This window comes from Desulfovibrio aminophilus DSM 12254 (genome assembly GCF_000422565.1).
GTDB classification, from domain to species: Bacteria; Desulfobacterota; Desulfovibrionia; order Desulfovibrionales; family Desulfovibrionaceae; genus Aminidesulfovibrio; species Aminidesulfovibrio aminophilus.
In genome coordinates, this window is record NZ_AUMA01000007.1 from 252,515 (window position 1) to 269,744 (window position 17,230).

The window sequence follows — 17,230 nt, forward strand, 5'->3', positions numbered from 1 at the left end:
TTCAGCAGATTCTCGGCAACTGTTCGCCTTCGAGCATGTTGAGCAGGCGCGTGCCGCCCAGCGGAGTCTTGAGCACCACCTTGCCCGGGTGAGCGTCGGTGACCGTGCCGATGCGCACGGCTCCGGCGCAGAGCGGGTCGGCGCGCAGGACGTCCAGGGCCTTTTCGGCCAGGGCCTCGGGCAGGAAGCAGAGGAATTTGCCTTCGTTGGCCAGATAGAGCGGGTCCAGGCCCAGGAAGGAGCAGCCGCCGCGCACTTCGGGCCGCACCGGGATGGCCGTCTCCTCCAGCTCACAGCAGACGTTGGAGGACAGGGCGATCTCGTTGATCGTGGTGGCCAGGCCTCCGCGCGTGGGGTCGCGCAGCACATGCACGTCCGGCACGGCTTGGAGCAGCCGGGCGATGGAGTGGTTCAGGGAGGCCGCGTCCGAAACCACGGGCGTGTCGAAGGCCAGGCCCTGGCGCGTGGAGAGGATGGCCAGGCCGTGGTCCCCCACGCTGCCGGTGACCAGGATGGCGTCACCGGGCCGGGCGCGTTCGCCCGAGGGAGCGGGTTCCACGAAGATCTCGCCGATGCCGGTGGTGTTGATGAAGATCTTGTCCACCGCGCCCTTGGGCACGACCTTGGTGTCTCCGGCCACCACCAGCACCTGGGCCTCCCGGGCGGCCTCGCCCATGGAGGCCACGACGCGTTCGAGCGCCGCCAGCTCCAGGCCCTCCTCCAGGATGAAGCCGCAGGTCAGGTAGCGCGGGACCGCGCCGAGCATGGACACGTCGTTGACCGTGCCGTGCACGGCCAAGCCGCCTATGTCGCCGCCGGGGAAGAAGATCGGGTCCACGGTGAAGGTGTCCGTGCTCATGGCCAACGGACTCTTGAGTTCCAGGCGGGCCGCGTCGTTGAGCCGGTTCAGTTCCGGGTTGCCGAGGTGCTTGAGGAAGAGGTCGGCCACCAGACGATGAGAGGCCCGGCCGCCGCTGCCGTAGTCCAGAAGGATTTTGTCGGACATGCTTATTCCACCTGATATTTGAAGTAGGCCGCGCAGGAGCCCTCGGTGGAGACCATGCAGGGCCCCACGGGCTTGGCCGGGGTGCAGGACTTCTTGAACAGCGGGCACTCGTCGGGTCGGATGCGGCCCTTGAGCACCTCGCCGCACTTGCAGCCGGGCAGGGGCGGACAATCCTCGATGGTGATGCCGTAAAGCTTTTTGGCGTCGAATTCTTCGAATTCCTTGGAGAACTCCAAGCCGGAGCCGGGAATCAGGCCGATGCCGCGCCAGAGCGCGTCGGCCGGATCGAAGACCTGCTCCATGATCTGCCGGGCCTTGGCGTTGCCCGCGTCGGAGACCACCCGTCGGTAGAGGTTCGTGACTTCCGCGCGGCCTTCCGTCTTGCATTTCGCCAGGAAGATCAGGGCCTGGAGGATGTCCACGGGCTCGAAGCCGGTGATGGCCGCTGCCTTGCCGTAGCGTTCGGCGATGGGCAGATAGGGCGCCAGACCGATGACCGCCGAGACGTGGCCGGGCAGGATGAAGCCGTCGATGCGCGTGCCCTTGTCGGCCAGGAGCACTTCCAGGGCCGGGGGCACCAGTTTGTGGAAGGAGAGGACCTTGAAGTTCTTCAGCCCCTGGGCCCGGGCCATGAGCACCGTGGCCGCCACGGTGGGCGCGGTGGTCTCGAAGCCCACGCCGAGGAAGACCACGGTGTCGCGGGGGTTGTCCTGGGCCAGCTTGAGGGCGTCGAAGGGCGAGTAGACCACGGACACCCGGCCGCCGTCGGCCTGGGCGCTCTTCAGGTTGTGGCCCTTGCGCCCGGGGACGCGCATGAGGTCGCCGAAGGTGGCCACGATGACGCCGGGGGTGCCGGCAAGGTCCAGGAAGGCGTTGACCTCGGACTCGTGGGTCACGCAGACCGGGCAACCCGGGCCTGAAAGATGCACGATTTCCTTGGGCAGCAGGGAACGCAGGCCGCTCTGGAAGATGGCCACGGTATGCGTGCCGCAAACCTCCATGAAGCGCAGTTCGCCGGACAGCTCGGCCCGCAGGCGGTCGAGGAGGTCGCGGCACAGGGCGGGGTCGTGGAATTGCTCCAGCAGTTCTCGGCTCACGGGATCACCTCGGGGGAAATGTTGGGCTTGAAGAAATTCCGGCCTTCATAGCCCTTTTCTCCGTGCGGTTCAAATAAAAAAGGCGGAGCAAGCTCCGCCTTTTGCATGCACGCTGGGCGTATGAATCAGACACAGCCCGTGGGCTTGGGAAGACCGGCCATCTTGCAGGCTCCCTTGCCGGGACCGGACGGGAACAGCTCGTAGATTTCCTTCAGCTTGAAGCCCGTCACCTTGGAGAGGATGCGGACCATGGGGGCGATGCCGTTCTTCTTGTAGTAGTCCTGCAGGAACTCGATGACCTTCTGGTGGTTGTCGGTCAGCTCCTTGATGCCCTCGGACTCCTTGACGTACTCGACCCAGTCCGGGTTCCAGTCGTCAAAGCGCTGCAGGAAGCCGTCCTCGTCCACCTCGAATTTCTTGCCCTTGAATTCCACAACAGCCATTGGATTCCTCCTCGCGATGTGTTGACACGATGGGTTGCCGAGGCGCGGTCGGGCAGCCGCGAAGGCGGCCGTTCATCTGCCAGGGCACGAGAGTCGCATTTACTTGTCCCGGGTGAAAATGGCAAGGGAAAAGTGTCCGCTCATGATTGGCCGGAGCCGGGTCACGTTGCGCTTTATTTTTGTCCGACAGGCTGATAGGTTCTGTGTCGGAGCGTCCTTCCAACCCCGACGTCATGAGCATGCGCACGATTCTTCCCCGGCCCGGAGGCGTTCTCGACGGCCTTCTGCCCCCCCTGGCCGCTCCGCCCGTTCCGGCCGGAGCCGGAGCCTGGGGCGCGCCCGACGAGGCGCGTTGCCGGGAGCTGTGGGATTTTCACGAGATGTTGCCCAACATCCGGGCCCACAGCCTGCTGGTCGCCCGTGTGGCCGCCTTCCTGGCCGAGAGGGGCCGGGAGCGCGGTTTCGACGTGGATGTGGCCACGGTACGGGCCTCGGCGTTGCTGCATGACCTGGCCAAGACCTACACGATCCGCTACGGCGGCAGCCACAGCCAGTTGGGAGCCTCCTGGGTCATGGAACACACCGGCAATCCGCGCATCGCCCAGGGCGTCATGCACCACGTGTTTTGGCCCTTCGAGGCCGATCTCGCCCGGGACTTCACGCCGCTGTGCGTGTTGTACGGCGACAAGCGCGTGGCCCATGACCAACTGGTGGGCATGGACGAGCGGTTCGAGGATCTCATGGAGCGATACGGCATGAGCGAGGCCATCCGGGCCCGCATCCTGGCCACCCATGAGCAGGGGGTTCAGGTGGAACGGCTTTTCAGCGAAGCACTTGAGGTGGATTTGCGATGCGCGTCCTTCTGATCGCGGGAGGCTGGTCCAGCGAACGCGAGGTGTCCCTGTCCGGGGCGCGGCAGATCGAGTCCGCGCTCCAGTCCCTCGGCCATTCCGTGACCTTTTTGGATCCGGCCCGCCGGTTCCGCGAGATTTTGCCCCTGGCCCGCAGGCACGACTTCGCCTTCATCAACATGCACGGCTCCCCGGGCGAGGACGGTCTGGTCCAAGCCATCCTGGACAAGGCGGGCTGTCCCTACCAGGGCTCGGGGCCCGAGGGCTCGTTCCTGGCTTTGAACAAGGCCGCGGCCAAGGAGGTCTTCGAGGCCGAAGGCATCCCCACGCCGGAATGGGCCCTGGCCAGCGAACACGGCGGCGTCTCCGCCGCCGAGGATCTGCTTCTGCCGGTCTTCGTCAAGCCCAACTCCGGCGGCTCGAGCCTGGGCATGAGCTTGGTGCGCTGGGCCGGTGAGCTGAGGCCCGCGCTGGAGCTGGTCTTCGGCATGAACGACGCGGCCCTGGTGGAGTGCATGGTCCCGGGCACGGAGTTGACCTGCGGCGTGCTCGGCGAGACCCCCCTGCCGCTGATCATGATCAAGCCCAAGCACGGCTCGGCCTTCTTCGACTACCAGAACAAGTACGCCGCCGACGGCGCCGACGAGATCTGTCCCGCGCCCGTGCCGGATGAAGTCGCGCGCATCGTCCAGGATTTGACCCTGCGCGCGCACCGGGCCCTGGGACTGTCCGGCTACAGCCGGGGCGACTTCATCTGGGACGGCGAGAAGGCCCATCTGCTGGAGATGAACACCCTGCCGGGCATGACGCCCACGAGCCTCGTGCCCCGCGCCGCCGCCCGCACGGGCCTGGACTTCCCGGCGCTCATCGCCGAACTCATCCGGCTGGGCCTGGAGGAGCGCGGCGGCCGCGCCCGGAGCTGAGGTCCGGCGCGTCCGTATGAGCCGTCCCCTTCTGGAATTCTGCTACGACCTGGCCTGGAAGCTGGCCGTTCCGCTGTTGTCCCGCAACGCGAGGCTGCGCGAGGGGTTGGAGGAACGTACGCTGCGTTCCGGGCCGCCGCCGCGTGCGCGGATCTGGATCCAGGCCGCCTCGGGCGGCGAGGCTTATCTGGCCTGGGATGTACTGCGCTGCCTGACGCCTGCGGGAGAGGGCGGGCTGGACGTGCTCTGCACCACGAACACCCGCCAGGGCCTGGGCATCCTGAAACAGGCGGCCGTTGATCCCGGATTGCCCGAAGGCCTTCGGGTCCAGGCCCGCTATTTCCCCTTCGACGCCCCCTCGATCATGGAGCGGGCCGTGGCAGCCGTCTCCCCGGAGGTGGCCGTGCTCCTGGAGAGCGAGATGTGGCCGGGATTCCTGGCCGCCTGCCGTCGCCACGGGACGCGCGTGCTCCTGGCCAACGGACGGATGACCGAGAAAAGTCTCTCGCGTTACCGGGCCGTGCCCGGGGCCGCCCGGCTGCTGCGGCCGGATCTGATCCTGGCCATGTCGCCCGAGGACCGGGAGCGCTTCGCCGCGCTTTTCGGGCTGGAGCGGGTCCGGCTCATGCCGAACATCAAGTTCGGCCGCCTGGCCCGGGCCTCGGCCCCCTCCGGGGACAATCCCCTGCGCGGCCTGCTGCCCGGCGACGCGCCTTTCGTCGTCCTGGGCTCGGTGCGCCGCCAGGAGGAGGAGGACGTGCTTGAGTTGGCGAGGGGCCTGTTGGAAGCCTCGCCGAGGGTGGTGCTCGGCCTGTTTCCCCGGCACATGGACCGAGTGGCGGTCTGGGAGCGGCGTCTGCGGCGCGCGGGCCTGCCCTGCGTCCGCCGTTCCGCGCTCCGGGGACCGGCCTCGCCCGGCGCGATTCTGCTCTGGGACGCCTTCGGCGAACTGGGCCACGCCTATGCCCTGGCTCGGGCGGCCTTCGTGGGCGGCAGCCTGAAGCCCCTGGGGGGGCAGAATTTCCTGGAGCCCCTGAGCGCGGGAGTGGTGCCGGTCATCGGGCCGCACTGGTCCAATTTTTCCTGGGTGGGCCGGGATTTGCTGGACCAGGGGCTGGTGCGCGAGGCGGCCGACGCGCGCGGCGCGATCCGCATTCTGGCTGATCTTTTGGAGCACGCTCCCGCCCGCGAGACCGTGCGCCGGGCCGCCATGGAGCACGCCGCCGGGAAAAGCGGCGGTGCGCGCGAGGTCTGCGGGCGTATTGCCCAATGGCTTCAGAACGAGTAGAGGAGAGCCGGTACGGCCCGATGAAGACACTCCCCGAATGCTACGGCGTCATCCCGGCGCGCTACGGCTCTTCCCGCTTTCCGGGCAAGCCGCTGGCCGACATCCTGGGACGCCCCATGTTCTGGCATGTGCATCGGCGCGCCTCGCTCTGCCCGGAGCTGAAGCGCGTGGTTCTGGCCACGGACGACGAGCGCATTCTTGATGCGGCGAGGAGCCTGGACGTGCCCGCGCTCATGACCCGGGCGGACCACGCCAGCGGCACGGATCGCGTGCTGGAGGCGGCCCTGGCCCTGGGCGTGCCCGACGATGCGGTGGTGGTCAACATCCAGGGCGACGAACCGGCCCTGGACCCGGCCATGCTCTCGGAAGTCGTGGCGCCCTTCGCCGACCCCGAGGTGCGGGTGGCCACGCTGGCTCGGGCCCTGGACCCGGAGGAGGCTCCCAGTCCGGATCGGGTCAAGGTCGTGCTGGACAGGAAGGGGAATGCGCTTTATTTCTCCCGCGCGGCCATCCCCTGGGGCGAGGGCGGGCATCTCCTGCATGTCGGCCTGTACGCCTTTCGCATGGAGGCGCTCCGGCGCTTCGCCGCCCTGGGGCAGGCGCCCCTGGAGATCCGCGAGAAGCTGGAGCAATTGAGGCTCCTGGAAAACGGCATTCCCATCCGCGTGGCCTTGACGGACCGCGCCGCACACGCCGTGGACAGGCCGCAGGACCTGGACATCGTGCGCAACATCCTCATGGAGCAGAATTGATGAAAGCCGTTCTGACCCTCGAAGACGGAGCCCGTTTCGAGGGCGCTTCGTTCACCGGCCACGGCGCGGCCGAAGGCGAGGTCATCTTCAACACCGGCATGACCGGCTACCAGGAGATCCTCACCGACCCGTCCTACGTGGGCCAGATGGTCTGCATGACCTATCCGCTCATCGGCAACTACGGGGTCAACCCCGAGGACGTGGAGTCGTCGCGGGTCCAGTGCGCGGCCTTCATCGTCAAGGAATGCTGCAAGAACCCCAGCAACTGGCGTTCGACCATGCCTCTGCCGGAATACCTGGAGCGGGCGGGCGTCATGGGCATCGAGGGCATCGACACCCGGGCCCTCACCCGCCACCTGCGCCTGCACGGGGCCCAGCGCGGCTACATGACCACCGAGGATCTTTCGCCCGAGGAGATGATCGCCCGGGCTCGGGCCATCCCCTCCATGGAAGGTCTGAATCTGGTCGAACGCGTCACCTGCGGCTCGGCCTACGCCTGGGACGACGCGGCTCCCCGTCCGGTGGACACGGACAAGGGGTACGACTGGTCCGGCTCCGGTCCCCGGCTCGTGGTTTATGATTTCGGCATCAAGTGGAACATCCTGCGCCTTTTGGCCGGGCAGGGCTTTGATCTGCTGGTGGTGCCCGCCTGCACCACGGCGGCCCAGGTGCGCGACCTGGCTCCGGACGCCGTGTTTCTCTCCAACGGTCCCGGCGATCCGGCGGCCGTGACCACGGCCGTGGAGGCCGCCCGCGACCTCATCAAGGACTATCCCGTGGCCGGAATCTGTCTCGGGCACCAGCTCCTGGGCCTGGCCCTGGGCGGGACCACCTACAAGCTCAAGTTCGGCCACCACGGCTGCAACCATCCCGTGCTCGACCTGGAGACAGGCAAGATCGAGATCTCCTCGCAGAACCACGGCTTCTGCGTGGATATCTCCGCCCTGGACTCCCTGAAGATGACCCATAGGAACCTCAACGACGGCACATTGGAGGGCTTCGCCCACCGCGACAGACCCATCCTCGCCATCCAGTTCCATCCGGAGGCGGCACCGGGGCCGCATGACAGCCAATGCTTCATGGCCAAGTTCCGGGAGTTGGTCCGCCGGGAGACGGGCAAGTAGGACCGCACGTCACACAGGGGAGGGAAGCGCATGTCCACGGAACTCATCAAGGCCCGCCAGCGGCTCGCCACGGTCCGCACCCAGCTCAAGCAGGGCAAGAGCATGCCCGCGGTGCAGGCCGTGCATGACGCCCTCATCCTCATCCTCAAGTCCTCGCTCATGAAGAGCGAGAAGGACGAGTTCGCCAAGCTGCTCGGAGACGCCGTGGCCGCGCTCAATTCCGACCCAGGACTGCGAAAGATCTACCCTCTGGTCATCCAGTATTCTCCGGGGGCCGAGAAGGAGCTTCTGGACTCGATCTATGAGCTGCTCCAGGAGATGCAGAACCTGGTCACCGAGGACGCCAAGAAGGATCTGGCCGAACTGGAGCGCCGCAAGATGGAGAGCCTGGCCCAGGCCCAGGCCAAGCTTGACGCTCAGAAGTACGAAGAGGCCAAGCTCCTTTTCGACCAGCTTGTGGCCGAATTCCCCCACGACACGGACCTCAAGGCCGACATCGCCGACCGCTTTCTCAAAGTGGGCCGCTACCAGGACGCCCTGGGCTACCTGGAAGAGGCCTTGCGCCACGATCCCAACGCCATCCACCTGTACAACCGCATCGGCATCGTCCTGCGCAAGATGCAGGACTTCGCCACGGCAGAGAAGTATTACCTCAAGGCCCAGGAGATCGCGGACAACGACGAGTACCTGCTCTTCAACGTCGGTAGGCTGTATATCGACTGGAAGAAGTGGCCGGAGGTGGAGAAGGCCGCCCAGCGCGCCCTGAAGGTCAACCCCGGCTTCGCCGAAGCCGAGAAGATGCTGGCCTTCGCCCGCAAGATGATGGGGAAGTGACCGGAGCCCTCGGCGTGCTCCGGACCGACATCCTGGTCATCGGCTCCGGCCTGGCTGGCCTGCGCGCGGCCTTGGCCGCCCGCGCCGCCGACTCCCGTTTGACTGTTCATGTGCTCTCTCCCTCCGCCGGTCCTTCGGGCTCGTCCTTCGCCAACCGCAACGACTGCCTGGGGATGCAGATCCCCGATCCGGACGACGCGGGCTTCGATGCCGAGGTCCTGCGTTTGGCCGCTCCGGGGTTCGCGGACCCGACGCTGGTGCGCCTGCCGCGTCTGGAGGCCCGGGCGCGGTTGGATGACCTTCTGCGGCTGGGTTTGGATTTCCGCCGCGCGCCGGACGGCTCCCTCGAGTTCTTGCCGGGCTGTTTCAGCGCCACCCCCCGGGCCGTGATCTTCAACGGCCTGGCCCGGGCGCATGCCCTGTTCCGGGGCGCGGCCGAGGCCGCCGGGGTGCGTTTTCTGGGCGGGCTGACGGCGCGGGAGCTGGTGGTGGCCGACGGCCGCGCGGCCGGGGCCCGTTTCATGGACCGGGACGGCGGCGAGGTGGACGTGTCCGCGCGGGCGGTGATCTTGGCCGCCGGGGGGCCTGCTCCGCTTTTCGAACGCAGCATGTGCGGCCCGGGCAACGACGCCCTGTCCTACGGGCTCCTGGAACGGGCCGGGGCGCGTCTGGCCAATGCCGGGTTCGTGCAGTTCTTTTGGAACGACGCCGGGTCCGGGCGGTTCGTCCAGCCCGGGGTGATTCTCCGTCCCGGGACCGAGCTCCACGGCCCGCGAGGGGGGCTCACCCTGACGGCAGGGCATCCGGCATTGGCCCAGGCCGAGGCCCGGGTCAGGCACTGTCCGGCCGGTTACGGCCTGCCCGACGCGATTCTGGACGAACTGCTCCTGGCTCACGCCGAAGAGGATGGGGTGGTTCGCCTGACCACGGCGGAGGGTGTGGAGATGGGCCTGGCCTTCTGCGCCCACGCGGGCAACGGCGGGGCCGTGGTGGACGCCGACGGCATGACCGGCGTTTCGGGACTGTTCGCCTGCGGCGAATGCGCCACGGGCATGCACGGGGCCAACCGCCTGGGGGGCGGCATGGTCCTGGCCACCCAGGTCTTCGGTTTCCGTGCCGGAGTGGCTGCGGCTCGTTTGGCGTCCGGGGCGAGTCGGCCCTCCACCTCGGCCTTCAACCTCCTTCCGCCGCTGCCGCCGTCTGAGTCTCCGGCGCTGCTGGAGCGGCTGCGCCGAGGCATGCAACGGCACTGCCTGTTCGGCCCCCGGCCCGGCCTGCGTGGATTCGTCCGGGAACTGGAGGGCATGGCCCGGACCTCGCCCTCGGCCTGTTCGGCTCTGATTCTGGCCCGCGCGCTCCTGCCCGGGGCATGAAAAAAGGCGATCCGGTGATTCCGGACCGCCTGTCGCTTTGTGAGAGAAGGTCAGCCCTGGGCCTGGATCAGGGCGGCGGCGCGTTTGGCCAGCTGGGTGATCTCCGGCTTGGAAATCTGGTCGTCCGCGCCCACGGCGTCGCCCTTGTGGCGCAGCTTGTCGGTGATGAGCGAGGAGAAGAGGATCACCGGCAACTGGCGCAGGGCCGGATCCTCCTTGATGCGCTTGGTCAGGTTGTGGCCATCCATGGCGGGCATTTCGATGTCCGAAACCACCACCTGCACGAAATCCGTCACCGGACGGCTCTCGGCCTCGCATTTTTGCTTGAACTCCTGGAGCCGGTCCCAGCACTCCTTGCCGTTGTTGCAGCACTCCACCTGGAAGTTGGCCTTGGTCAGCAGATCCTTCATCATTTCGCGGACCATGGACGAGTCGTCGGCCACCAGGGCCCGATAGTGCGCGTCGGTGTCCCAGTCCACGTTGTCGTCCAGACGCAGGGCCAGGCTGGGGTTCAACTCGGCAACGATCTTCTCCAGGTCGAGGATGAAGACGATGCGGCCTTCGAGCTTGACCACGCCGGTGATGGAGTTGGAGGACAGGGCGGCCACATAGCGGTTGGGCGCCTCGACTTCCTCCCAGCTGATGCGGTGGATGCGGGTCACGCCGGAGACGAGGAAGGCCGAGGTGACCTTGTTGAATTCGGTGACGATGACCTTGGGCGGTTCCTTCTCTACGCGCTTTTTGCCCAGCCACATGGCCAGATCCACCAACGGAATGACCTTCGAGCGCAGGTTGAAGGCCCCGAGCACCGAGGGATGGGAAACCTCGGGCATTTCGGTGATCTTGGGCTTCTGCATGATCTCCAGAACCTTGGCGACGTTGACGCCGTAGTATCCCTTGTAGGATTCGCCGTCGCTCGCCCTGGAGGCTTCCTCGATGTAAAACTCAACGATTTCCAGCTCGTTGGTTCCAGACTCCAGGAGGATGTTGGTCGTCTTCACCATGGCCCCCGATCTCCGGTTGTGATGTTATTTTGAACCCATATCGGACAGATTAGTCTTCGGCATAAGGGTCCGTCAATGGAAAAGCCTCGGGGGCGTAATGAGGATGGGGATCGGCGGGTTCCAGGATGGCGATGGCCTCGGCCGTTTCCTCCAGCGCCTCCCAGGTGAGGCAGGTGAGCAGTCGGGTGCGCAGGGCGCGGACGTCGCGCAGCCCCCGGGCATAGCGGGGGATGAGGGAGCGGATTTTGCGGAAGGAGCGCGGGGAACCGTCGAATTCCCGGGTCAGGCGGATGTGTTCGCGCACCACCGCGGCCAGGAAGGGACCGTCGGCGGGCGGCAGGGTGGCGCCACGTCGCAGGGCCAGGTAGCGGGCGAAGATGCTCGGGTCGTGCAGGGCGCCCCGGGCGAACATGAGCCCAGCCACGCCGGTTTCCTCCACGCAGCGGACGGCGTCCTCGGCGCAGAGCAGATCACCACTGGCCACCACCGGAACATCCACGCTCCGAACCAGCGCGGCCAGGCGATCCCAGTGGGCCCGGCCCATGAACATCTGCCGAGCGTAGCGCGGGTGCAGGGTGAGCCAGCCCACGCCCAGGTCTTCCAGCCGGCGCGCCAAGTCCAGGAAATTTTCCTCGCCCACGTTGAAGCCGAGGCGGATCTTGACGCCCACCGAACCGGGCGCGGCGGACCGGACCATGACCTCGGCGATCGCCAGGAGTGTTTCCGGCGTCTTCATCAGGGCCGCCCCGCTGCCGGACTTGAGCACCTTGCGCACCGGGCAACCGGAGTTCAGGTCGAAGTACCGGAAGCCACGTTCCAGCAGCCGGTCCATGACCGGCCCGAATGTCGCGGGCTCGGAGCCGAAGAGCTGAATCACCAGGGGGGCGTCCTCGGGGTGGGTGTCCAGGATGCGGTCGCTGCCGGGGCCGCCGTAGAGGAGGCCCTTGGCGCTGACCATCTCGGTGCAGGCCACGGCCGCGCCCTGGCGGCGGCAGAGCATGCGGAAGGGGAGGTCCGAGTATCCGGCCAGGGGCGCCAGCCAGGGCGCGTCGGGAGTGATGGGCGGAGTCTGCATGCAGGGGCCAATACGCATCGAGGGCCTCCGCGTCAAAGGGAAAAAGAGGGGTTTTTTTCTGGAAAGGGGAAAAGCTTCTTGACAGAAGCGGCTTCTGGTGAGTAAACGGTGCCCCTCCCTGGAATGTTCCAGGGCGTGCGGCCGAGAAAGGGGCCAGAAAATCCTTGCTTTTTCCAGGGCAAGGATGTATATCCCTTCGTTCGCGCGGCTGGCGTAGCTCAACTGGCAGAGCAACGGATTTGTAATCCGTAGGTTGCGGGTTCAAGTCCCATCGCCAGCTCCAGTGGTGGGGTTCCCGAGTGGCCAAAGGGAACAGACTGTAAATCTGTCGTCGTATGACTTCGGTGGTTCAAATCCACCCCCCACCACCATACGATCTTTGGGAAAGTCGCGCTGTAGGAGGCGGGGATCGTCCCCGTCGCTGGACTACGGAAGCGTCAAGGCGGGAATAGCTCAATTGGCTAGAGCATCAGCCTTCCAAGCTGAGGGTTGCGGGTTCGAGTCCCGTTTCCCGCTCCAGCCGCGCCCTTCCACACGTCACTGCGCGTGCAAGGCCCACGTAGCTCAGGAGGTAGAGCACTTCCTTGGTAAGGAAGAGGTCATCGGTTCAAATCCGATCGTGGGCTCCACAGACATCATAAACACCCGTGGAAACCGAAGAGAACTTTTTAGTCTAGGGGGTTAGCAATGGGAAAGGCCAAGTTTGAGCGGAACAAGCCGCACGTCAACATCGGCACCATCGGTCACATCGACCACGGCAAGACCACCCTCACCGCCGCCGTCACCAAGATGGCCTCGCTGAAGGGCATGGGCAGCTTCGTCGGTTACGATCAGATCGACAAGGCTCCCGAAGAGAAGGAGCGCGGCATCACGATCGCCACGGCGCACGTGGAGTACGAGACCGCCACCCGTCACTACGCCCACGTGGACTGCCCCGGCCACGCCGACTACATCAAGAACATGATCACCGGCGCGGCCCAGATGGACGGCGCCATTCTGGTCGTGGCCGCCACCGACGGCCCCATGCCCCAGACCCGTGAGCACATCCTGCTCGCCCGTCAGGTCGGCGTGCCCAGCATGGTCGTGTTCCTGAACAAGTGCGACATGGTCGACGACGCCGAACTGCTGGAGCTGGTCGAGCTGGAAGTGCGTGAGCTGCTCACCAAGTACGGCTTCCCCGGCGACGAGATTCCGATCATCAAGGGTTCGGCCCTGAAGGCCCTGGAGAGCGACGACGTCAACTCCGCCGACGCCAAGCCCATCTTCGAGCTGCTCGACGCCTGCGACTCCTACATCCCGGAGCCCAAGCGCGAGATCGACATGCCCTACCTGATGCCCATCGAGGACGTGTTCTCCATCTCCGGCCGCGGCACCGTCGTGACCGGTCGTGTGGAGCGCGGCATCATCAAGGTCGGCGACGAAGTCGCGATCATCGGCATCAAGGACACCGTCAAGTCCACCTGCACCGGCGTGGAGATGTTCCGCAAGATCCTGGACCAGGGTCAGGCGGGCGACAACGTGGGCGTGCTCCTTCGCGGCGTGAAGCGCGAGGACGTGGAGCGCGGTCAGGTGCTGGCCAAGCCGGGCAGCATCACCCCGCACAAGAAGTTCAAGGGCGAGGTCTACGTCCTGTCCAAGGAAGAGGGCGGCCGTCACACCCCGTTCTTCTCCGGCTACCGTCCCCAGTTCTACTTCCGCACCACGGACATCACCGGCGTGGTGACCCTGGAAGAGGGCGTCGAGATGGTCATGCCGGGCGACAACGCCACCTTCACCGTTGAGCTGATCGCCCCCATCGCCATGGAAAAGGGCCTGCGCTTCGCCATCCGCGAGGGCGGCCGCACCGTCGGCGCGGGCGTCGTCACCGACATCCTGGAGTAAATCATGCGGGTCAACATCCAGCTGCAGTGCACCGAGTGCAAGCGGCGCAATTACGCGACCGAGAAGAACAAGAAGAACACTACCGGCCGCCTGGAAGTGATGAAGTATTGTCCTTGGGACAAGAAGCACACTCTTCACCGCGAGTCCAAGTAGGTTCCATAACGCAGGGCAGTAGCTCTAACGGCTAGAGCGCCGGTCTCCAAAACCGGATGTTGGGGGTTCGAATCCCTCCTGCCCTGCCATTCCACTCTGCGACCAGGATGAGGCGAAATGGCCAAAGACAAGACGAAAGATTCGGCCGAGCAGACCCCCCAGGCCACCGGCCTGGTCGGCAAACTCGGGGAACTGAAGACGTTCTTCGAGGAGTCCAAGGTCGAGATCAAGAAGGTGGTTTGGCCTACCCGCAAGGAGACGGTCACCACCTGCATCGCGGTCCTGGTCCTTGTTCTCGTGATGTCGCTGTTCCTGGGAATTGTTGACCTGGGATTCTCCAAGATCATAGAGGCGATTTTGTCCTAGTGACCCGAGTGTAGGCATCCGATGAGCGACATTGTCGACAGTGCACAGACAGAGCAGCGTGCTCGCTGGTATATCGTCCATACGTATTCCGGCTTCGAGCATCGCGTCGAGCAGACCATCCGCGAAATGATGCGGACCGGGCAGGATCACGGCCAAGTCAAGGAAGTGGTCATGCCCACCGAAAAGGTCGTGGAGATGGTCAAGGGGGAGAAGCGGACCTCCACACGCAAGTTCTACCCCGGCTACGTCATGCTCAAGATGGTGCTGAGCGACGAATCCTGGCACCTGATTCAGTCCATCCCCCGCGTCACCGGCTTCGTGGGCGGCAAGAACCGCCCCACGCCCATGCGCGACAGCGAGGCCGAGGCCATCCTGGCCATGATGGAGACGCGTCAGGAGCAGCCCCGGCCCAAGTTCCACTTCGAACGTGGGGACGAGGTCAGGGTCATCGATGGGCCTTTCGGCGGGTTCAACGGCGTCGTAGAGGACGTCAACTACGACAAGGGCAAGCTGCGCGTGGCGGTGTCCATCTTCGGTCGCCAGACCCCGGTGGAGCTTGACTTCGTTCAGGTGACGAAAGGATAGGCGGGCTCCGCTTTCGGCGAGTCCGTTCGAGGTACAATACAATGGCCAAGAAGATTACCGGCAAAATCAAACTGCAGATCCCCGCTGGCGCCGCCAATCCGTCGCCGCCGGTCGGCCCGGCCCTGGGCCAGCACGGCGTGAACATCATGGAGTTCTGCAAGGCTTTCAATGCCAAGACCCAGGACCAGAAGGGGATGATCATTCCGGTGATCATCACCGTCTACGCCGACCGTTCCTTCACCTTCATCACCAAGACCCCTCCGGCCTCGGTGCTGCTCCTGAAGGCGGCCAAGCTGGACAAGGGGTCGGGGACTCCGAACAAGGACAAGGTCGGCAAGGTGACCATGGCTCAGGTGGAGGAGATCGCCAAGCTCAAGCTTCCCGATCTCACCGCCAACGATGTCGAGGCCGCCAAGCGCAGCGTCATGGGAACCGCCCGCAGCATGGGCATTGAAGTGATAGCCTAGAGGGGACGTTGCCATGGCACAGCATGGAAAGAAATATCGCAAGGCCGTCGAGGGCCCGGACCTGACCCAGAAGTATCAGGTCGATGAAGCCCTCAAGATGGCCGTCGGCAAAGCCTTCGCCAAGTTCGACGAGACCGTGGACGTGGCGATCAACCTGGGAGTCGACCCCAAGTACTCCGATCAGATGGTGCGCGGCGCCGTGAGCCTGCCCAACGGCTTGGGCAAGACGGTGCGCGTGGCCGCCTTCTGCAAGGGCGATAAGGAAGCCGAGGCCAAGGAGGCCGGAGCCGACGTGGCCGGCGCCGAGGATCTTCTGGAGAAGATCAAGGGCGGCTGGCTGGAGTTCGACAAGGCCGTGGCCACCCCGGACATGATGGCCCTGGTGGGTCAGGTGGGCCGGGTGCTCGGCCCCCGCGGACTCATGCCCAACGCCAAGACCGGCACTGTGACCTTCGAGATCGGCAAGGCCGTTCGCGAACTCAAGGCTGGCAAGGTGGAATTCAAGGTGGACAAGGCGGGCGTGCTGCACGCCCCCATCGGCAAGGTGTCCTTCGGTCCCGAGAAGCTCTTGGAGAACCTGAAGGCCCTGCTCGACACCGTCAACCGCCTCAAGCCCTCCAGCGCGAAGGGCACCTACATGCAGGGGATGGCCGTGGCCACGACCATGGGCCCCGGCGTGAAGGTGGATCCCCTGAGCATCCGTAAGTTCCTGGAGAGCTAGTAAAAACATGGCAAACGGCCTCCCGGAACGGTGTTCATGGCACTGCGAAGGGAGGCTCGAATACGCACGGGAAGTTGAGTCGAAGACAGCAGGTGGGTTCGCCCCTTAATTTCCTGCCGAGACACGCTTTGACCTGCTTTCCGGGCCCAACGACGAGGAGTGTTGATGAACAGGCAAGAAAAAGCCCAGATCATTGAGTCCCTTCGTGAGAAGGCTGGTCGGGCAAGCATTGCCGTCGTCACCGACTTCAAGGGCATGACCGTGGAGGAGGTCACCAACCTCCGCGTGAAGCTCCGCGATGCCGGCGTCGATTACCAAGTCGTCAAGAACACCCTGGCCCGGTTGGCTCTCAAGGACACGTCCCATGTTGTCCTTGAGCAGTACTTCAAGGAAAACTGCGCCATCGCCCTGGGGTATGAAGACCCTGTGGCCATGGCCAAGGCCCTGTCCGAATTCGCCAAGACGAGCAAGATGTTCGATCTGCGTTTCGGCAGCCTTGAAGGAAAGTTTCTTGACGCGGACGGCGTAAAAGAGCTTGCCAAGCTTCCGAGCAAGCCCGAACTGTTGGCGCGGGTCCTCGGCACCATGAATGCCGTTCCCACCAACTTCGTGGGCCTGTTCGCGAACCTGCTGCGGAATTGCCTCTATGCCTTGAACGCCATCAAGGACAAGAAGGAAGCCGCTGCCTAACACCGCCGCGAGTAAGCGGAATCAATTTCCCAGGAGGATGAGATCATGTCCGTGACCAAAGAACAGGTTGTTGAATTCATTGCCAACATGACTGTGCTTGAGCTCTCCGAGTTCATCAAGGAGCTCGAGGAGAAGTTCGGCGTTTCCGCCGCCGCCCCGGTGGCCGCCTTCGCCGCCGCTCCGGCTGCCGCCGCTCCGGCCGAGGCCGCCGAGGAGAAGACCGAGTTCGACGTCATCCTGGCCGCCGCCGGCGACAACAAGATCGGCGTCATCAAGGTCGTGCGCGCCCTCACGGGCCTGGGCCTGAAGGAAGCCAAGGCCGTGGTCGACGAGGCCCCGAAGCCGGTCAAGGAAGCGGTTTCCAAGGCCGAGGCCGACGAGGCCAAGAAGCAGCTTGAGGAGGCCGGCGCTAAGGTTGAAATTAAGTAATAATTTCAGCCCGTCAAGTTCGAAAGGAACATGGGGCGCAATCCCCGGTGTGGGATTGCGCCCTCTGTGCCATTTTGCGTTTTCCGCTCATTGACGTCTTGCGATGCGTTTTCGCGAATCCCCTGGCGATGCGGCTCCGCCAGGCGGAACGCCCGCTTCGGCGGGCCC

Annotated in this window: 20 protein-coding genes and 5 tRNA genes; 20 read left to right on the forward strand and 5 right to left on the reverse strand. The window is 65.3% G+C overall.

Going from position 1 to position 17,230, the window contains the following annotated elements:
- Position 1: 1 nt before the first annotated feature.
- The 3 genes from hypE to H587_RS0104805 form a co-directional block, all read right to left on the reverse strand.
- On the reverse strand, positions 2-1,006 hold the full coding sequence (gene hypE, locus H587_RS0104795; RefSeq protein ID WP_027175302.1) for a hydrogenase expression/formation protein HypE: 1,005 nt from the start codon (positions 1,004-1,006) through the stop codon (positions 2-4).
- Positions 1,007-1,008: 2 nt separating this feature from the next.
- Positions 1,009-2,103, reverse strand: a complete 1,095-nt coding sequence (gene hypD, locus H587_RS0104800; protein WP_027175303.1) for a hydrogenase formation protein HypD — start codon at positions 2,101-2,103, stop codon at positions 1,009-1,011.
- 125 nt (positions 2,104-2,228) lie between these two features.
- Complete coding sequence (locus H587_RS0104805) at positions 2,229-2,546, reverse strand: TusE/DsrC/DsvC family sulfur relay protein (RefSeq protein ID WP_027175304.1); 318 nt, start codon at positions 2,544-2,546, stop codon at positions 2,229-2,231.
- Between the two features lie 239 nt (positions 2,547-2,785).
- Here H587_RS0104805 and H587_RS17305 point away from each other — a divergent pair, with 239 nt between their 5' ends.
- From H587_RS17305 to H587_RS20510, 7 genes are read left to right on the forward strand one after another with little or no spacing between them, the layout of a single operon-like run.
- Positions 2,786-3,412 (forward strand): HDIG domain-containing metalloprotein, encoded by a 627-nt coding sequence (locus tag H587_RS17305; RefSeq protein WP_084630416.1) that lies wholly within the window; start codon positions 2,786-2,788, stop codon positions 3,410-3,412.
- A complete protein-coding gene (locus H587_RS0104815) occupies positions 3,397-4,320 on the forward strand; it encodes a D-alanine--D-alanine ligase family protein (RefSeq protein WP_027175305.1) in 924 nt (307 codons plus the stop codon). Before H587_RS17305 ends, H587_RS0104815 begins: the two co-directional genes overlap by 16 nt.
- 16 nt (positions 4,321-4,336) lie before the next feature.
- Positions 4,337-5,608 carry a 3-deoxy-D-manno-octulosonic acid transferase gene (locus H587_RS0104820; RefSeq protein ID WP_027175306.1) on the forward strand — a complete coding sequence of 424 codons (1,272 nt, stop codon included), beginning with the start codon at positions 4,337-4,339 and terminating at the stop codon, positions 5,606-5,608.
- Between the two features lie 20 nt (positions 5,609-5,628).
- Entirely contained in the window at positions 5,629-6,360 is a 732-nt protein-coding gene (kdsB, locus tag H587_RS0104825) for a 3-deoxy-manno-octulosonate cytidylyltransferase (protein WP_027175307.1), read from the forward strand.
- Positions 6,360-7,484 (forward strand): glutamine-hydrolyzing carbamoyl-phosphate synthase small subunit, encoded by a 1,125-nt coding sequence (carA, locus tag H587_RS0104830; protein ID WP_027175308.1) that lies wholly within the window; start codon positions 6,360-6,362, stop codon positions 7,482-7,484. The genes kdsB and carA overlap by 1 nt, the downstream gene beginning before the upstream one ends.
- A 30-nt stretch (positions 7,485-7,514) precedes the next feature.
- Positions 7,515-8,318, forward strand: a complete 804-nt coding sequence (locus tag H587_RS0104835; RefSeq protein ID WP_027175309.1) for a tetratricopeptide repeat protein — start codon at positions 7,515-7,517, stop codon at positions 8,316-8,318.
- Positions 8,319-8,332: 14 nt separating this feature from the next.
- Positions 8,333-9,691, forward strand: coding sequence for an FAD-dependent oxidoreductase (locus H587_RS20510; RefSeq protein WP_156904450.1), 1,359 nt, complete (start codon positions 8,333-8,335; stop codon positions 9,689-9,691).
- A gap of 50 nt (positions 9,692-9,741) precedes the next feature.
- On the opposite strand, the gene H587_RS0104845 is transcribed toward H587_RS20510, so the two are convergent.
- Together H587_RS0104845 and H587_RS17315 are read right to left on the reverse strand one after the other, a co-directional pair.
- Entirely contained in the window at positions 9,742-10,692 is a 951-nt protein-coding gene (locus H587_RS0104845; protein ID WP_156904452.1) for a chemotaxis protein, read from the reverse strand.
- A gap of 52 nt (positions 10,693-10,744) precedes the next feature.
- Positions 10,745-11,788: a tRNA dihydrouridine synthase gene (locus H587_RS17315; RefSeq protein WP_245560822.1), complete on the reverse strand. Its 1,044-nt coding sequence runs from the start codon at positions 11,786-11,788 to the stop codon at positions 10,745-10,747.
- Positions 11,789-11,977: 189 nt separating this feature from the next.
- On the opposite strand from H587_RS17315, the gene H587_RS0104855 reads away from it, so the two are divergent.
- The 13 genes from H587_RS0104855 to rplL all read left to right on the forward strand — a co-directional run bounded on the left by H587_RS0104855 (position 11,978) and on the right by rplL (position 17,062).
- Positions 11,978-12,053 (forward strand) — tRNA-Thr (locus H587_RS0104855).
- Between the two features lie 2 nt (positions 12,054-12,055).
- Positions 12,056-12,141 (forward strand) — tRNA-Tyr (locus H587_RS0104860).
- A gap of 71 nt (positions 12,142-12,212) precedes the next feature.
- Positions 12,213-12,289 (forward strand) — tRNA-Gly (locus H587_RS0104865).
- A 34-nt stretch (positions 12,290-12,323) separates the two neighbouring features.
- A tRNA-Thr gene (locus tag H587_RS0104870) sits at positions 12,324-12,399 on the forward strand.
- A 58-nt stretch (positions 12,400-12,457) separates the two neighbouring features.
- Positions 12,458-13,651, forward strand: a complete 1,194-nt coding sequence (gene tuf / locus H587_RS0104875) for an elongation factor Tu (RefSeq protein WP_027175311.1) — start codon at positions 12,458-12,460, stop codon at positions 13,649-13,651.
- Positions 13,652-13,654: 3 nt separating this feature from the next.
- On the forward strand, positions 13,655-13,804 hold the full coding sequence (rpmG, locus tag H587_RS0104880; RefSeq protein ID WP_027175312.1) for a 50S ribosomal protein L33: 150 nt from the start codon (positions 13,655-13,657) through the stop codon (positions 13,802-13,804).
- A 12-nt stretch (positions 13,805-13,816) separates the two neighbouring features.
- Positions 13,817-13,893 (forward strand) — tRNA-Trp (locus H587_RS0104885).
- A 28-nt stretch (positions 13,894-13,921) separates the two neighbouring features.
- Complete coding sequence (gene secE / locus H587_RS0104890; RefSeq protein WP_027175313.1) at positions 13,922-14,170, forward strand: preprotein translocase subunit SecE; 249 nt, start codon at positions 13,922-13,924, stop codon at positions 14,168-14,170.
- A 21-nt stretch (positions 14,171-14,191) separates the two neighbouring features.
- Positions 14,192-14,755, forward strand: coding sequence for a transcription termination/antitermination protein NusG (nusG, locus tag H587_RS0104895; protein ID WP_051202447.1), 564 nt, complete (start codon positions 14,192-14,194; stop codon positions 14,753-14,755).
- Positions 14,756-14,796: 41 nt separating this feature from the next.
- Positions 14,797-15,222 carry a 50S ribosomal protein L11 gene (gene rplK, locus H587_RS0104900; protein WP_027175315.1) on the forward strand — a complete coding sequence of 142 codons (426 nt, stop codon included), beginning with the start codon at positions 14,797-14,799 and terminating at the stop codon, positions 15,220-15,222.
- A gap of 13 nt (positions 15,223-15,235) precedes the next feature.
- Positions 15,236-15,943 (forward strand): 50S ribosomal protein L1, encoded by a 708-nt coding sequence (rplA, locus tag H587_RS0104905; protein ID WP_027175316.1) that lies wholly within the window; start codon positions 15,236-15,238, stop codon positions 15,941-15,943.
- A gap of 165 nt (positions 15,944-16,108) precedes the next feature.
- The gene (gene rplJ / locus H587_RS0104910) at positions 16,109-16,633 is read left to right on the forward strand and encodes a 50S ribosomal protein L10 (protein ID WP_027175317.1); all 525 of its coding nucleotides are present in this window, start codon (positions 16,109-16,111) and stop codon (positions 16,631-16,633) included.
- 45 nt (positions 16,634-16,678) lie between these two features.
- On the forward strand, positions 16,679-17,062 hold the full coding sequence (gene rplL / locus H587_RS0104915; RefSeq protein WP_027175318.1) for a 50S ribosomal protein L7/L12: 384 nt from the start codon (positions 16,679-16,681) through the stop codon (positions 17,060-17,062).
- The last annotated feature ends 168 nt before the right edge of the window (positions 17,063-17,230 follow it).

Coding starts and splice junctions, on each gene's coding strand:
- carA (WP_027175308.1), top strand. CDS start 6,360: ATGAAAGCCGTTCTGACCCTCGAAGACGGAGCCCGTTTCGAGGGCGCT.
- rpmG (WP_027175312.1), top strand. CDS start 13,655: ATGCGGGTCAACATCCAGCTGCAGTGCACCGAGTGCAAGCGGCGCAAT.
- rplJ (WP_027175317.1), top strand. CDS start 16,109: ATGAACAGGCAAGAAAAAGCCCAGATCATTGAGTCCCTTCGTGAGAAG.
- H587_RS17315 (WP_245560822.1), bottom strand. CDS start 11,788: ATGCGTATTGGCCCCTGCATGCAGACTCCGCCCATCACTCCCGACGCG.
- secE (WP_027175313.1), top strand. CDS start 13,922: ATGGCCAAAGACAAGACGAAAGATTCGGCCGAGCAGACCCCCCAGGCC.
- H587_RS17305 (WP_084630416.1), top strand. CDS start 2,786: ATGCGCACGATTCTTCCCCGGCCCGGAGGCGTTCTCGACGGCCTTCTG.
- H587_RS0104805 (WP_027175304.1), bottom strand. CDS start 2,546: ATGGCTGTTGTGGAATTCAAGGGCAAGAAATTCGAGGTGGACGAGGAC.
- H587_RS0104815 (WP_027175305.1), top strand. CDS start 3,397: ATGCGCGTCCTTCTGATCGCGGGAGGCTGGTCCAGCGAACGCGAGGTG.
- H587_RS0104835 (WP_027175309.1), top strand. CDS start 7,515: ATGTCCACGGAACTCATCAAGGCCCGCCAGCGGCTCGCCACGGTCCGC.
- nusG (WP_051202447.1), top strand. CDS start 14,192: ATGAGCGACATTGTCGACAGTGCACAGACAGAGCAGCGTGCTCGCTGG.
- rplL (WP_027175318.1), top strand. CDS start 16,679: ATGTCCGTGACCAAAGAACAGGTTGTTGAATTCATTGCCAACATGACT.
- rplK (WP_027175315.1), top strand. CDS start 14,797: ATGGCCAAGAAGATTACCGGCAAAATCAAACTGCAGATCCCCGCTGGC.
- kdsB (WP_027175307.1), top strand. CDS start 5,629: ATGAAGACACTCCCCGAATGCTACGGCGTCATCCCGGCGCGCTACGGC.
- hypE (WP_027175302.1), bottom strand. CDS start 1,006: ATGTCCGACAAAATCCTTCTGGACTACGGCAGCGGCGGCCGGGCCTCT.
- rplA (WP_027175316.1), top strand. CDS start 15,236: ATGGCACAGCATGGAAAGAAATATCGCAAGGCCGTCGAGGGCCCGGAC.
- H587_RS0104820 (WP_027175306.1), top strand. CDS start 4,337: ATGAGCCGTCCCCTTCTGGAATTCTGCTACGACCTGGCCTGGAAGCTG.
- tuf (WP_027175311.1), top strand. CDS start 12,458: ATGGGAAAGGCCAAGTTTGAGCGGAACAAGCCGCACGTCAACATCGGC.